Origin of the sequence: Paenibacillus aceti (assembly GCF_003614185.1) — a bacterium.
In the GTDB taxonomy this organism is placed as follows: domain Bacteria; phylum Bacillota; class Bacilli; order Paenibacillales; family Paenibacillaceae; genus Fontibacillus; species Fontibacillus aceti.
In genome coordinates this window covers 2,753,261-2,768,560 of sequence record NZ_KZ987724.1, presented here as the reverse complement: position 1 = coordinate 2,768,560, position 15,300 = coordinate 2,753,261, and the positions used below count along the sequence as shown (strand labels likewise).

The following is a 15,300-nucleotide window of genomic DNA, read 5'->3' as shown; positions in this document are numbered from 1 at the left end:
GAGATTCTATGAAACGTGCTGTTACAATTTTACTAACAGTAATTTTATTTTGTACAGTTATCCCTGAAATCAGAACATATTCTGAAAGTAATGAAGAAGCGAATAAAATAGACTTCAAGGAACTTACACCAGAGAAAGTACGAGAAAGAGCTAATCAAGATATGAAGGAACTGTACGATTTAGATAACTACTTCCCCCCTTCAACAGAAAAGGGTAAATTTAATGCTGCTCTAGTGCAGGAGCAAATCAATGAAGCAATTCAAAAACCTCAAGAATTTAAAGGTTTCGATATAGTATATGGGAGTAGCCATGGTACTAAAATATTTCATAAAGGGAAGGAAATGTATAGATATTCTGGTTATAACTCGGAAGGTGACGATGTCTCTACTAGAGGGTTTCCTTGGGATGCTGGTTGGAGTGGACAATTGCTTCATAATTTTTCAATGGTTAAGTTACCTTGGGAGGAAGGAAGAGTAAAAAGGGGGAATTTCGATTTATTTCCTGATTCTTTCAAAGGAGAAATTACGGATAAATTAAAGGAATACCTCCAGGACGGTAATTTTGAACAACAAATCCTTACAGCTCTTAATGATGAGTACTTAGGGAAGACCTACTCTGAATACATGTATAATAACCAGAACAGTTCATTAGCGAATAAAAAGGTTTATTCAGAGAATGGAGCCCCAGAAGGTGGTTGGATAAGCCGTGTCCATGTAATTCAACCCCCCACGTATTTGTCTCAAGGGTTTGGCAGAGTGTATATGAAACATACCTATAAGGATATTCCGATTGCGCCTTTCATACGATCACCGGGAAGTGATATATCTGCACAGTTTGAGAACCTTCCATCAGGAGCGGTAGCTGGAGATGAAGTTTCCGTATCCATCGTTGTCCGTTCTACATTTCCATCGGAAGTAAATCCTCAATATTCTCTGGAAGTGATCAATAAGAAACAGGGGAGAGCCTTAACCCAGGAAAAGGATAATCTGCGGTTTGGCGGCGCGATTACTGCGGCGACAGGGACACTAAAAATAGAGAAAAAGAATATACGACGATTAGCGATTTCCTTCACGATGCCGGAAAGTGATGTTCGAATCAAGTTCAAGATCAATGCGGATGGAAAAGATCCAGAAGAGAAATTGCTCTATAATAATGTACTCGATTCGGATCCAGAAGCCGTCAAGTTGGTCACCCCTAAACCATTGCCGTACGACATGTTATCGAAAAAGGTTAAATTTGATTTACCGAGTAATACCGCGACCTTAAGCTTACCTGATTTGACGGATGTCAGATGGACGGGTCCCGCGACAGGCACCTTGACTATTACCAATAGAACTACGGATTTGTTTAAGGATTTTAAAGAGCATAATAACAAAGTTAGTGTGAATAGCGAAGTCGTAACCGTTCATCCTTATGTGACCTATACAATTAAAAGGGAAGATTTCGGAGATGACCCGGTCAACAAGAAATGGAAGAATCTAAGTAACCCGGATGTGCCCTTAACGAGAACCGGGGAAATATTTTATTCGGGGTCGGTAAGCAGGCCTTATTCGTATACAGTAACTTGGACTGACTGTACTGGTGTAGGCAAAGAGCAAGTTTGCACGACTAAATCCAGAACCGAAACAGGAACAGCCACAGCTGAATTCGATTCCAACTCCGTGTTCGAAGCCTACAATATGTATGTGTACAACGGAAAGAAGGATCTCCCTAAACAAGATTTCAAACAGCAAATCGATAATAACACAAAAAGCTCCAAATCGAAGACGATGTATTGGGTGAATAAACCCTATCCTTTTAATGTCATCCGCTGGATGCATCATCAGAATGAGACAGGGAAAAAAGACCCTTGGAAGCAGGTTCCAGGTCAGTACAAAAGGTACTTCACCCAGCAAGAAAGCGCTGTGATTAATTACAGCATAACAAGTAAGATGGGGGATGAGTACGGTCCGGCAAGAAAAGCAGCTAGCGATAGGAAGAACGTCAAGTCTAGCTATGACAAAGCGGTATTCGCCACGGATAAGGATCTCCAGAAGTATGATTACCCCATAAAATCAGGTTACTATTTTAACCCGGCTGGGAGCTATACATTTACAGTAGAGACGGTAGTCTTCAAAGATAAGAAACCCGATAAGAAGGGTACAGCTGATCATCGGGATTTAGTAAATGAACTGATCAATTCTTTCCGTTATGAATCTGACCTGATGTATATCAATGACAAGAAACAGCCTGTGAATATTAGTGATGACGAGCTTATACCTAAAGGCGGCGGTTTTATCCGAAAGAGTGGTGTGTTATCGCTAAAGAATAATAAGAGTGTCAATGGGGCTGAACTGCTTAAAGTCATTGACCAGAATGTAAAAGGGGAAGAATCTAGATACAAACAAACAGTAGAACCTATTGAGTCAACTGATCAAAGGGATGGCGACTCCCATAAGTTCTGGAAAATGATGATGGAAGGCTATAGCGAATCTCGTACGCAAGGCAGCCATTCGAAGTATGTGTATCGTGAATATGTTGAAAAAGGGCAGCCTATTTACAAAATTACGGAAACATCCAGAATAACGATCCAAGTGAACCCTACAAACATATCATTATACACCCATGCTAATATGCCAAACGGTGACTACAACATTAAAGTATGGTTTGATAAAACAGATTTAGAGAAAATGGATCCTATGTATAAGGAACTGAAGAAGTTAGAAGGTATTGAAAACATGGAATCGATCAAGGTGAAAGTGGTGGGTTCGATGTTTGACGATTTGAATAATTAGACTCGACATGGCGGCAAAATATAAACTTTTGTCGCCATGTTTTTTAGAAATTGGAATGAGAAAGGAAGCTCTGTTCATGAGTATTAAAGTGGACCCTACGAAACTGGAGGACCTCTCTGTCCATTTGAAGCAGCTAGAGAGAACCGTTGAAGGTGGGGAGCATCAGATCTATTCCGTCATTTCACAGCTGATTCGAGAGATACGAAGTGAGTATTCCGAATGGGAAGTCCAGCAGGCTCTAAACGAGGTGGAGGATGATCTGAGAGAGATTAGGAAGCAAGCGGCTATAGTAACCGAAGGGCTAGCCAGAAAATCAAGTGCTCTATCGCAAGCAGCCGGGCAGTATCAAGATAAAGAAAGAACAGCCCAGGCGATGATTGAACAATATCAGCTTCCATCTTCCTACTATACGCCGGGTGGTGGGCTTGCTGGTGAAGGGGCCGATAACTACTTAAAAGATCAATGGTTTGAAAATCCCATAGTGCAGGAATTACACCTGAAGGCGATGAACGGTACCGAGGAGGAACAGAAGGAAGCGAAGGAGAAGCTGGATGCGATCTTCCAGGCAAGAAATACGATTGCCCGAGCCCAGGTAGCATATGCGGTGTATAAGGCTTTTGGAAATCAAGCCCTAATGACTCATGCTCATAAAGAAGCCACAAAGCAAAGAAAAATTCTGAAAGAATACGGAATTCACGAAGATCTATATGGTGAGCGGGTTAAATTGGACCACCTCTATCCGGGCTCACCCTTGTCAGCCTGCTCCTACGACCCTTCCCTTCAAATCATCAAGGATAACAAACCCATCTTGATTCTAATGCCACTGGATAACCAGTATATTTATTTACTAAGTTTGATTAAAAAGGGGGAATCCTCGGGAGCATGGGCTAGAAAGCAGCTGGACGAAATACATAAACTACTAAGCGAGATCGGCCGAGCGCAGGTCGCCTGGTATGAATACAAGGCTAAAGATATGAAAAAGGAAATGGACGGAGCCCACATCTATGCCGAGAAACTCCGTACCATCCTGAAGGAGAAGTATTCCCTATCCTCCGAAATGGTAGACGACACCGACTATAAATTTATGTGGACTGGCGCGGGGGCAGCGGGGAAGTATTTGAATGTTGAGGGGAAAAATCCATCATCAACTCCTTTAAGTCCTGGAAAAAGACAACAAGCCTTTGATTTAATATCGGTTGCGCAGCAAATCGTATTCGGGAATGAGGGGGGGTATAGTACAGTTTCTAAAGATGATGGGAAGAACTTACAAAAGGGGTATCCCGGAGGTATTAGCATAGGGAAATTGCAGTGGCACGAAAGCAGGGCATACGATCTACTTCTTAGAATAATTAAACAAGATATAGAAACGGCAAAAAAAATATTAGGTGAGAACTCTAATGTTTTTAAGGAATTAACTGATCAGGCATTAGCTAAGAAAAATGATCGCTGGAAAGCCAGAGTACTGACGGATGAAGAAGCAAAGGCAATATCAAAGCTTATATCAACCGATATCGGAATTAAATACCAAGATGAACAAGCTAGGCTTGATATGCGGGAATATCTAAATATAGGTAAAAAACAGGGGATTTCAGACGAGAAGGCACTCATTTATTTTACCGATTTATATAATCAATCTCCTAAGGGAGCTTTAAGAATAATAAATAAAATTAAAGTCTCTGGGAAAGAGATTACATTGGTGAACATTCATGAAGTTTCGTTATCAGATGACGTAATGGGGAAATATGTTAAAAGAAGGAAACTGACATATACAAAATGTTCTCAGCTTTCTAAACCGGGGATAAATGAACTGAATCCGGGTGAAGAGATCACTTCTAATATAGTTGTAGAAAATGAGGGGATAAGGAGATTTCTGTCCAGTGCTGAAAAGGAACTTGAGAAAGGCTTTAAAGAAAACGTGCCAAAAGGTAAAAAAGAAGGTGATAATAATACACCTTATGGTAAATGGTATGGTAAGAACTATCAGCCGTGGTGCGCAATGTTTGTTTCTTATTGTGCAAACCAAGCAGGAATTTTAGGTACGATTGTTCCAAAGTTCGCAAGTGTTGAGGAAGGGAAGAAATGGTATAAAAAAGAAGAAAGATATAAAGATAGTTCTTCAGATTATATTCCTAAAGCGGGAGATACTATTTTTTTTCGTAAAAACAATCAAAATCATACGGGGATTGTAACAGGATACGACCCTAAGACGAAAACAATTTACACTATAGAGGGAAATACTTCAGATAAAGTTGCAAGAAGATCTTACAATTTAGAACAGAAGAATTATATTGTCGGATATGGAGTAAATGGTGGAATAGGATTTGGAACAATTCCAGAGAACGTTTCTTCTGGAGATAATCAAAGGACTAGGTAGAGGTAATAATAAAATAAGGAGTGGAATTTGTGAGATACTTGTTAATTACATTTCTACTAGTATGTACATCTTTTTTATTTATCGGATGTGACGACGGTGTAAGTTCAAACAGAAATGTTTCAGTGAATAATAGCGTATCAACGAATACGGAGAAGAGCGATAATGAGAATGAACTAGGGGTGGGGCAATTGTTTCATCTGGGAATGACTATTGATGAAGTCAGAGGAGTACTTGAGGCACATCATATTGAAATAATCAATGAGATTGAGAATACAAGGGATTCAGAAGCATGGGACTGGGGAAATAAATCTATATGGACAGAAGGTGTCAGTTTCTCTTTTGATCAAAATGGTGTTTTGTATGAAATTGTGTATGAGAACGATGAAACAACTGAATTGGGGGTTAAAGCTGGAGACAGAATAGAACTTATGAAAGAGAAGTATGGAAATCAATATAAATTGTACTCATCTAAAGAACTTGTAGGTATGGGAATGGTTGAGGAGTCTCAGAGTCTAACAGCAGAGGTATATGAATATCGGATGGAGGAACATTATTTACAGGTATTTGCTAACGATTCTAAAATAACTAGCTGGGTAATGTCTAAATACAAACTTGGTACGAATAGCCCGGTTTCTGAAGATTACACCCAAACCGTAATTAGTAAGCAGGGAAATCCAATGAAAAAACATTTATGGGAAGAATATCAGCGTTATTTAGAACTAATTCCTACAGGTGATGATTCAAAATATTATCAAATCTTGGCTTCGGATCGGGCACGAGCATTGCTTTCTTTAAATAAGCTGGGGCTTCTTGAACTGAGTAAAGATGAATTCAATCAAGTAAATGAAAGTAGAGAGGAACTGAGGAGTGCATTGGAACATTCCGTTGTCTATTCTGGATATTCATCAAACAGTGAGCATGTTATAGCGATAATCTCTCCACTATCTTATGAGAGTAAAAGCTATCAAGAGGCTATAAATCTGATTGCAGATCAAGAAGATGAATATGAGTTTTTATCTTATATTACACAGCAGTCTGATGAACGCTCCTTGTTGGTAGGATTGGATCTAAAGATTGAGGGCACATTAGTTCATTCGGATGAGATGAAAATAGACAAAATAATAGTATCAAATTCTGACGATTCTAACACCCAAACTGCCTTTTCTACAGAAGAAATAACTGATATTTCAGATAAATATAAACGAGCAAAGATATTGAATAATAAATTGAAAAGTGGCAAATGGTACGCTTTCGCGTATGACGGAACTTTAATTTATGATCCTGTTATCGCAGTGTCTTTAAATGGTGAACAAGTCGTATTGAATAGACAGTAGAGTAGGTTAGCTCAGATTTACTTAGCCAAGTGGAGACATAGCTGAGGCCTATGTAGAATATAGCAACGGTTTAAGTAATAAATAAAGGGTGAGTCAAATGAGAAGAGTTTTTTTGTTGACTGCATTATTTGTTGTTATATTTACGGGGTGTAATTCTATGAGAAGCATAAAGGAAGAAGTAATGATTTCTCATTTGGATGAAGAGCAGGCTCTAAAATTAAGGAACGAAGCTGTAGAAAGGTATCATATTGTTTTTGGAGAAGGTGGGACAGAGTGTTCTTCCTCTATAAATGAACGTCTTGTTGAAGATGGGATTATTACTACTATTTTTGTAATGATTTAGATACTAGAGAAAAAATCAAGATGTTTCTTCAAAAAAGCTATTCAGAAAACATAGCGAGAGAATTAATCGATACGGATGGAATAAAAATAATGAATACGAAACTGGCATTTAGACCAAGTGATATAGGCTCAATGTTAGAATGGGATAATGCGCAAATTATTAAAATGATTGATGATCCAAACCATTCAAATAGTACGATTGTTGAATTTCGAGTGCCTGATGTCGACGGGGAATTTGAAACGATTAGTATCGAATACAAATTCACTAGGAATGAGGGATGGAGAATTAACTCTCTTCCAATTGTTTTTTTGTAAATGATCTTTCAATGAAGGTGGGAGAACCATTCACTTTGTGTTCTCAATCATACTTTGAAAGAGCAATAAATCAGCCTAAAGTATTTGTTGAGAGCGAATAAAGTTATATCAATAGAGAAAAAGGAGATTTATTGGATTGAATATTAATATCAACAATTTGGTTGCAAAAACAACTATGCTATTCCTCTTAACTATGAGTCTAACTTCCTGCACCTCAAACAACCATCAAACAACAAGCTCTCCTATAGATTCTACTTCCAATAGCATCGTTGATATCGTAACTAGCCCAGAAAAGCAAGATACAACATACAAGCATGAACAGCTCGGATTTGAGATAACATTCCCGAAGTCATGGGATTCCTCTAGATATGAAATTGCTGAAATTGAGAATGGAATTAAAGTGAAATATATCCCTCAGAACAACCTGCTTGAACAAGCCACACTATTTGAAATTTATGTATTTGGAACCAAGTCAGAATGGGATGAGTGGTGGGAGGGAGGAGGAAAAACCGAAGGTGTTCCTTTTGAAAAGGTTGGTATGGTTAGAGAAAATGTTTTCGTAATAGATGGACCAACCGAGAACATCTATAAAGGGCTAGAGGAAGTAGATAATGAAGAGTATATCAGAATGATCAGAAGCATTTCTGATATCGAAGGAAGCTTCAAAGCCTTAGATCCATCTGATTCTAATTATGAACCTAGTAATGAGATTAGTGTAGATTATGAAGGGATCAGGGAATAATATATACGCTTTTGTTATAAGTAGTGCTAATGAGGAGGACAACACTGTGGTAGGGGACTGGCTTATTTTTGAGAAGCAGCAAGATGGTTATAAGGTCAGAGCGTTTAATATTGAAGTCTGGTATAGAGAATAGGCTTAGGATTATCTACCCCTCCCCCCAATTCTAGTGTATAATCTAGATTTAAGCCGCATATTGGACAGCAGAAGATGAGTTTTCATACATAATCATGTCAAGATAAGGAGTTGGCACGAAAGTGTCAGCTTTTTTTCTACGGAATGTATGCGGTTTCGATGAAAGATACATATGTAGAGAGCACAGAGTGGGAGGCAGAGAGAATGTGGTTTGTATTTGCCGTGGCTGCGGCAACTTGTTTTGGGATGCGGGGGATATTGTATCAGTGGACGTCTCAACGTCCGCTTGATCGGAATTTGATGCTGTTTGGCGTTTATTTATCGGGAACGGTGATTGCTCTGGCGGGCAACCTGTTTGCAGGTCAAGCGTGGAGTAAGGGCGCGATGATCGGTATATTGATAGGGGCGTTCTCATTCGTCGCCAATGCTGCCATGTATAAAGGCTATGCGGTCGGCAAGGCATCGTTAATCGCTTTATTCACTGGGCTACCGCCTGTCGTCGTGGTTATTGCGGCTTATCTGATTTGGGGAGAAACATTGAATGCATGGCAAATTTTTTCTTTTATCATAGTGATTATCGGTCTATTGCTCATTAAGTATTCTCAGGATTTGAAGCAGGGGCAGTTAAAAGGGATTCAATGGGGAGTCCTGACCATGCTGTTCTTCAGCATGACGGATTTATCATCCAAGCAGGCTACTCTTGCGGGCGCTAATACCTTTCCGTTGCTATCTGTCATGTATGGAACAGGGGCAATATTATTTGGTTTGCAGTGGGTGATCAGTCAGTATAAAACTTCCAGAAAAATGGCCCGCACACCAATACAAGCAGTAGAGTCCGCCGAAGGCCTGGTATCAGCTGCTGCGCAGATGGAGGCTGCTCCCACCCAATGGAGCCGTAGCAAAACCCTCGGCTGGGGCATGTTCGTCGGGATTTCCAATATTGCTGGCATGATCTTCCTTATTCCTGCTTTTCGTGGGGGAGTTACGGGGATCGTCTCAGCCATCAGTGCCATGAACGTAGTGTTCGTGCTGCTGTATGCCCGGTTCTATCTGAAGGAAGCGATGTCCCCCCGAGAGATAGCTGGATTGTCGACTGCCCTGATCGGCATATTGCTGTTGCGTTTGCTAGCATAGTATCTGGTATAATATAATGTGAACCCGGATGATAAGCATCTTTTCAGGAATGCCTATCTCTCGGGTTTTTTCTTTTTATCGAAGCATACTATTATAAGACTTATTCAGGATTTAAGGAGTGGTATGATTGTGGATTCTTTCTTTGACTCCCGGGATACGACCGAGTTCGACCTCTTCTCGCCTTCCCATGACATTGCGCTTGCAGTAATTACACTTCTGGCTTTGAGCCTGTATCTCATGAGATTTACCATACGCGCTAACCCAGCACTGAGGAGGGCTGTTCGAATCGGATTGGCCCTTCTATTGCTATTATCTGAGGTCGGTCTGAATATTTGGTATGTGAAGCAGAGTCTCTGGGACATCCACTACACCCTACCGCTTGAGCTTTGCAGTCTGACCTTGCTGCTCTCCGTAGTGATGCTGCTGACGCCAGCCAGATGCTGTATCCCTTCCTGTTCTTCGCCGGGATCGCTGGGGCGCTCCAGGCTCTGCTGACTCCTAACCTGGTTTATGGATTTCCGCATTTTCGCTTTTTCCACTTTTTTATAGCGCATGGTGCGATAGTGCTCGCCTCCCTCTATATGACGTGGATCGAGGGGTATCGACCTAACTGGAAGTCCATTGTCTGGGCGATGCTGCTGCTTAATATTTTCGCCGGGGCAGTTGGGGTTGTTGATTACTTAATAGGTGCTAATTATATGTTCTTGACCCATAAGCCGGATACGACATCTTTACTCGATCTGCTGGGACCCTATCCTTATTATTTGCTCGTAGAGGAAGGGATCGCTCTGTTCATGTTTATCATGATGTATGTAATTTTCTTCTTAATACCCGATAAAATAAGGCGGCATAGCCGCAGTCGGAAAGGAGTTCGTTCCTGATGATGAAGGAAATACCGGATCATTTGCAAACAGGTCTATCTATCGTGTTCATAGGCTTCAATCCGAGTCTGAAATCGGGAGAGGTCGGTCATCATTATGCGAATCCACGCAATAATTTCTGGCGGATTCTACAGCGCTCGGGGCTGACACCCCGCTTATATACTGCCGCAGAGGATCATGAATTGCTGGAGCTAGGCTATGGCTTCACGAATATTGTAGCGCGGCCGACGCGAGCAGCGGATGAGATCACCCGTGAGGAGTATAAACAAGGCCGGCAAATTCTGCGCGACAAGCTGGCGTTGTATCGTCCACAGGTGGCCTGCTTCGTCGGCAAGGGAGTCTACACGGAATTCAGTCAGCGTTCGAAGGTGGATTGGGGCTTCCAGGAGAATCCGGTAATCCCGGATGTGCGTGAATTCGTAGCTCCGTCGTCAAGCGGATTAGTACGGATGCCGATGGAGGAGATTGTGGCGATCTATAGGCAGCTTCAGAAGTATATAGAGTGCTGAAATGTAATTTTGTTACTTATCAAAGACATAATTTAGCTAAATATAGCCTGGAAATCTTTACTCCCCCTCGACTCTTTCATGGTAGTATGGTATTATGAGAATCTGATAACGCATTAACGAACTAAAGTAAGCTAAAGTTAACTAAAACGATCCAAGTAACCAAAGCACCAAAGTATATAAATTATTGGGGGAGAGAGTATGAAGAAGAAAGGTCTAATCAGCTTGATTATGCTGGCAATGGTCGTTGTATTAGCGGGATGTGGAGCAGCGGGCTCGGGCAAGAATGAGAATAAGGTAATTATCGGGATTGATGATCAATTTGCTCCGCTAGGTTTCCGGGATAAGGACAATAATATTGTAGGCTTCGATATTGACTACGCTAGAGCAGCGGTGGAGAAGATGGGCAAGGAAGCGGTCTTCCAGCCGATCGACTGGAAGGCGAAGGAGTCGGAGCTGAAGAGCGGCCGGATCGATCTGATCTGGAACGGATATACGATTACAGACGAGCGTAAAGAGATGGTGTTATTCACGAAGCCTTACCTGGAGAATAGCCAAGTGATCGTAACCCTGACTAATTCAGAAATGACCGGAGTCAGTGACCTGGAAGGTAAGGTGGTAGGATTGCAAGCCCAATCATCGGCGGCTGATGCACTTAATGCAAACCCGATCAAGGAGAAAATCAAAACTGTGACGGAATTTTCGGACAATGTGCTGGCACTTAGTGACTTGAAGACGAAGCGTCTGGATGCGGTTATTATCGACGAGGTCGTGGCGAGATACTATCTGTCTCAGGAGGAGGGCACCTTCAAGATTTTAGATGAATCGCTGGCCCCTGAGCTATATGGAATCGGCGTGAAGCAAGGAAATGAAGAACTGCTGAACAAGCTGCAGCAAGCTCTGGATGAGCTGAACAGTGATGGAACGGCGGCAGAGATCTCCAAAAAATGGTTCGGCGAGGATAAAGTTCTGAAATAGATTTTGAGGAGAATTGAGTATGAGCATGGACTACATCTTAGAGATTATCGGACCGATGCTGGAAGGCGTGAGAATGACCGTGCTGTTGTTCTTCCTGGCTATTATTACGTCGATCCCGCTCGGATTCCTCGTTACCGTTATGGTGAGGAGCCATATCAAACCGCTGGCCTGGCTGGCGAATATATATATTTATGTGATGCGGGGGACGCCGTTGCTGCTGCAGATGCTCGTCATCTGCTTCGGCTTGCCGGTCATCCCTGGCATTGGCCAGTATCTGGTGATGGATCGCTTCGTTGCTGCTTGTCTGGCCTTCACTCTGAACTATGGCGCGTATTTCGCTGAAATATTCCGCGGTGGTCTATTGGCCATTGATCGGGGGCAATATGAGGCTGCGCAAGTGCTGGGACTCGGCAAATGGCACACTACGACGAGGATTGTCCTGCCGCAGATGTTCCGGATTGCACTACCGGCGGTGGCGAATGAATCGATCACGCTTGTGAAGGACACCGCTCTGCTCTATGCAGTGGCTGTGCCTGAGCTGCTGCATTTTGCGCAGACGGCGGTTAACCGCGACTTTACGATCGTGCCTTTCTTTGTAGCCGGGGTAATTTATCTATTAATGACATTAGCGTTGACCTTGCTGTTCAAGGCGCTTGAGCGGAAGCTTAAATTCGAGTAGAAGGACGAAGATAGTTATGGCAATCATAGAGGTTACGAATCTGAAAAAATCGTTCGGCGCTGTAGATGTATTGAAGGATGTGTCTCTATCGGTTCAGGCGCAGGAGGTCGTTGCTGTCATCGGCCCTTCGGGCTCAGGCAAGAGCACGATGCTGCGCAGCCTGGCCCATTTAGAGAAGATCGATGGCGGCAGCATTCGAATTGGCGATGAATATCTGGTGAAGGACGGGCATTATTCTTCGGCCGCGAAGATTAAGGAGATTACGTCCCGCATGGGAATGGTGTTCCAGCACTTCAATCTGTTCCCTCATCTGACGGTACGCGGTAATCTGGAGCTTGCGCCCCGGTTAGTGAAGAAGCTTCCTGCAGCAGAGCTGCGCGAGAGAGCTTCAGGATTGCTGGAGAAGGTAGGGCTGATCGATAAGGCGGATGTCTATCCGGCGAATCTGTCCGGTGGACAGAAGCAACGGGTGGCGATTGCAAGAGCTCTGATGATGAGCCCGGAGATCCTGCTCTTTGATGAGCCGACATCCGCTCTGGACCCGGAATTGACTGGCGAGGTGCTGGAAGTGATGAAGCAGCTGGCTGAGGAGCATATGACGATGATCGTGGTCACGCATGAGATGGGCTTTGCCCGTGAGGTAGCTGATCGGGTCATGTTCATGGCGGATGGCGAATTCATTGAAGCCGGGACACCGGAGCAAGTATTCGACGATCCACAGCATGAGCGGACGAAGACTTTTTTGACCCGGGTTTTGTAATTGCAGGAGTAATATTTGTACATTGAATAGAGTGAACGAATTAGCGGAGCGCCAATCGGGCGTTTCGTTTTTTTTGCGTATAAACAGGCCTGTTCAGCGCTAAATAACATAAGTGCAACCGCAAGTTGACAAAGTGCAACCCCCGTGGAATAGAAGGGCGCGTGGTGTTTTCCTAAGATTAGGGTAGCTCCAGGAGAGAAATTCAGAATAGGAGAAGGGGGATCGGTGAGAAGCTATATAAATTGAGAAAAGAGAATGGGCTCTCCCAAGAGGCTCTAGCCGAGAAGTTAAACACATCCAGGCAAGCCGTCAGCAAATGGGAAAATGGTCAAGGCTGATCCCGCCATGTTCATGATCCCGACGATCATTCTGGCTACATGCGGATTAGGAGTGTCTATATCATCGGGCTTTATAGAAGATTACCAATATAAAGTATTGACGACAGAAGCTCTGCTGCTGGATGAGAGATACTTGAAAGAGCTGAACATAAGATATGAGAATTTGAAGAAAAAATATTTCCCGATCAATCTGGTCGGCTTCGGCTTATTTATTGCTGGAATGCTGTCTTTTGGAATAGAGAAGAAATTCTCGACTACGGATTTTATGGAGCCTTATGTCGGTCGATTCAGCTTCAGACTGCGTAAGAAGGTAAAGAAGAAATTTGATGATTTGTAATGCAAAGTTGGCGAACCCGGATAAAGGGTTCGCCGCTGAATTTTTACTGTAGCTTGAGCTTGCCGCTAATTCTAGAATCTCCGGCTTGCTCCGCCTCCGCCTGAGGAGCCTCCACCCCCGCCGCTGAATCCGCCTCCACCGAATCCGCCCCCGCCACCTCCACCGCGTCCACCGCCGCGGCTGAGCATGGCCAGCAGGAACAGGGTCATCCTCCCGCCGAAGAAGATGAAATCGATAGCGAGAAAGGCGATAAGCAGAATTACCCAGCCGAGCGGAAGATCTCTACTTTCACCGCTTGAGGATTCGGGTACGACTACATTCTGCGGAGTTAATTGATCTTCAACTCCGTATTCCTTGGCTACTTCATTATAGAGTACCTTATAGGTCTCTACGATAGCTTCACCCGGTTGGTTCTGTACCAGGTACGGAATTGTGACTTGATCGAGAATTCGTCCGACCTTGCCGTCAGGCAGAGCGCCTTCGAGGCCATAGCCGACTTCGATCCGCAGCGGTCGGTTCCCGGGCTCTCCATCCTCCATCGAGAGCAGAAGCAATACCCCGTTGTTCAATTTTTGATCTCCCAGACCATATTGCCGGAAGGCCTGTAATGCATAATCTTCGACCGTATAGCCGTCCAGGGATGTTACCGTCAATACTGCGATTTGTGCTTTTGTCTTATCCTCCAGGGCTCTGCCCAGCCTGTTCAGCTCATTGATCTGATCTCGCGACAGTAGATTCTCGAAATCCTGAACGTAGATATCGCCGCGCGGGGCAGGGATGTTCGGCGCTGCCTCAGCGGTCAGGCTATAGGGAACGAGCAGAGAGACGAGTGCCAGGAGCAGTAGAACAGGCCGAAACAGATTCCGCAGAAGCCGCTTCGAGAGCCTGATCATGCGCTTGCACCGGCCATGGGCCCGGTTATAGCTGTCAATGCTCCGACTACTACAGGAGCCGAAACAGCCTCGTTATCGAAGTGAAGGGATGTATTTGTATTTCCAGTACCGAAGTCGACTTCAGGATTCGTCCTGGATTCCGTCGTCGTCTCGAAATAAGCCTTCTTCTCGAAGCCCATCATGCCTGCCAGAATATTGCCCGGGAAACGCTTGATCAGCTTATTATAATCGGCAACCGCCGTATTATAGTCATTGCGGGCCACAGCGATGCGATTCTCCGTTCCGGACAGTTCATCCATCAATTGGGTAAACTGCGTATCTGCTTTGAGCGTAGGGTAATTCTCCACGACGACCAGAAGACGGCTCAGTGCGCTGGAGAGCTGGGAATCGGCGTCAGCCTTTTCCGCTGGAGTACGTGCTCCACCCAGGGCAGCACGGGCATCGGAGACAGATTTAATAACCTCTTTTTCATGCTCGGCATAGCCTTTAACCGTGTTAACCAGATTCGGTATCAAATCATATCTGCGTTGTAATTGCACATCGATCTTGCTCCATTGTTGATCTACATTTTCCTCGGCAGTGACATACTTATTATATTTGCCGGCGAACATAGCGATGAATATAACGATTACGGCTACGATAATTACAACCGGCACTAACCAGCCTTTTCTTCTTGAATTCATAGTTCTCCTCCTCAGTTTGTCGCTAGTATGATTATAACTTGTGCTGTATTCCCGGAAACTAAACCTTTGCGGAATTTGTTCTCGATTAATCATTTTTT

At 43.6% G+C, this 15,300-nt stretch carries 13 protein-coding genes and 2 pseudogenes; 13 read left to right on the top strand and 2 right to left on the bottom strand.

The genetic code is table 11. The features are described from left to right. Nucleotides 1-8 precede the first annotated feature (8 nt). From BFJ94_RS12375 to BFJ94_RS12315, 13 genes and pseudogenes are all read left to right on the top strand, one after another. Nucleotides 9-2,774: a hypothetical protein gene (locus BFJ94_RS12375; protein ID WP_120462946.1), complete on the top strand. Its 2,766-nt coding sequence runs from the start codon at nucleotides 9-11 to the stop codon at nucleotides 2,772-2,774. Between the two features lie 76 nt (nucleotides 2,775-2,850). Beyond that, entirely contained in the window at nucleotides 2,851-5,148 is a 2,298-nt protein-coding gene (locus BFJ94_RS12370) for a CHAP domain-containing protein (RefSeq protein ID WP_162944259.1), read from the top strand. Nucleotides 5,149-5,177: 29 nt separating this feature from the next. Beyond that, nucleotides 5,178-6,482, top strand: coding sequence for a hypothetical protein (locus tag BFJ94_RS12365; protein ID WP_120462944.1), 1,305 nt, complete (start codon nucleotides 5,178-5,180; stop codon nucleotides 6,480-6,482). Nucleotides 6,483-6,579: 97 nt separating this feature from the next. Then, the gene (locus BFJ94_RS12360) at nucleotides 6,580-6,825 is read left to right on the top strand and encodes a hypothetical protein (RefSeq protein WP_120462943.1); all 246 of its coding nucleotides are present in this window, start codon (nucleotides 6,580-6,582) and stop codon (nucleotides 6,823-6,825) included. Nucleotides 6,826-6,845: 20 nt separating this feature from the next. Next, a complete protein-coding gene (locus BFJ94_RS12355; RefSeq protein ID WP_229717041.1) occupies nucleotides 6,846-7,139 on the top strand; it encodes a DL-endopeptidase inhibitor IseA family protein in 294 nt (97 codons plus the stop codon). Nucleotides 7,140-7,275: 136 nt separating this feature from the next. After that, entirely contained in the window at nucleotides 7,276-7,881 is a 606-nt protein-coding gene (locus BFJ94_RS12350) for a hypothetical protein (RefSeq protein ID WP_120462941.1), read from the top strand. A gap of 336 nt (nucleotides 7,882-8,217) precedes the next feature. Beyond that, on the top strand, nucleotides 8,218-9,147 hold the full coding sequence (locus BFJ94_RS12345; RefSeq protein ID WP_120462940.1) for an EamA family transporter: 930 nt from the start codon (nucleotides 8,218-8,220) through the stop codon (nucleotides 9,145-9,147). Between the two features lie 123 nt (nucleotides 9,148-9,270). Beyond that, nucleotides 9,271-10,028: pseudogene (locus tag BFJ94_RS26310) on the top strand (YwaF family protein). Between the two features lie 2 nt (nucleotides 10,029-10,030). After that, nucleotides 10,031-10,537: a mismatch-specific DNA-glycosylase gene (locus tag BFJ94_RS12335; protein WP_120465215.1), complete on the top strand. Its 507-nt coding sequence runs from the start codon at nucleotides 10,031-10,033 to the stop codon at nucleotides 10,535-10,537. 198 nt (nucleotides 10,538-10,735) lie between these two features. Then, on the top strand, nucleotides 10,736-11,512 hold the full coding sequence (locus tag BFJ94_RS12330; protein ID WP_120462939.1) for an amino acid ABC transporter substrate-binding protein: 777 nt from the start codon (nucleotides 10,736-10,738) through the stop codon (nucleotides 11,510-11,512). A gap of 19 nt (nucleotides 11,513-11,531) precedes the next feature. After that, nucleotides 11,532-12,191 carry an amino acid ABC transporter permease gene (locus BFJ94_RS12325; protein WP_120462938.1) on the top strand — a complete coding sequence of 220 codons (660 nt, stop codon included), beginning with the start codon at nucleotides 11,532-11,534 and terminating at the stop codon, nucleotides 12,189-12,191. Nucleotides 12,192-12,207: 16 nt separating this feature from the next. Next, nucleotides 12,208-12,951: an amino acid ABC transporter ATP-binding protein gene (locus BFJ94_RS12320; RefSeq protein WP_120462937.1), complete on the top strand. Its 744-nt coding sequence runs from the start codon at nucleotides 12,208-12,210 to the stop codon at nucleotides 12,949-12,951. 200 nt (nucleotides 12,952-13,151) lie between these two features. Continuing rightward, nucleotides 13,152-13,626 (top strand): annotated as a pseudogene (locus BFJ94_RS12315) (helix-turn-helix domain-containing protein). 71 nt (nucleotides 13,627-13,697) lie between these two features. On the opposite strand, the gene BFJ94_RS12310 reads toward BFJ94_RS12315, so the two are convergent. Further along, nucleotides 13,698-14,519, bottom strand: coding sequence for a TPM domain-containing protein (locus BFJ94_RS12310; protein WP_120462936.1), 822 nt, complete (start codon nucleotides 14,517-14,519; stop codon nucleotides 13,698-13,700). After that, a complete protein-coding gene (locus BFJ94_RS12305) occupies nucleotides 14,516-15,202 on the bottom strand; it encodes a LemA family protein (RefSeq protein WP_120462935.1) in 687 nt (228 codons plus the stop codon). Before BFJ94_RS12305 ends, BFJ94_RS12310 begins: the two co-directional genes overlap by 4 nt. Nucleotides 15,203-15,300: the final 98 nt, after the last annotated feature.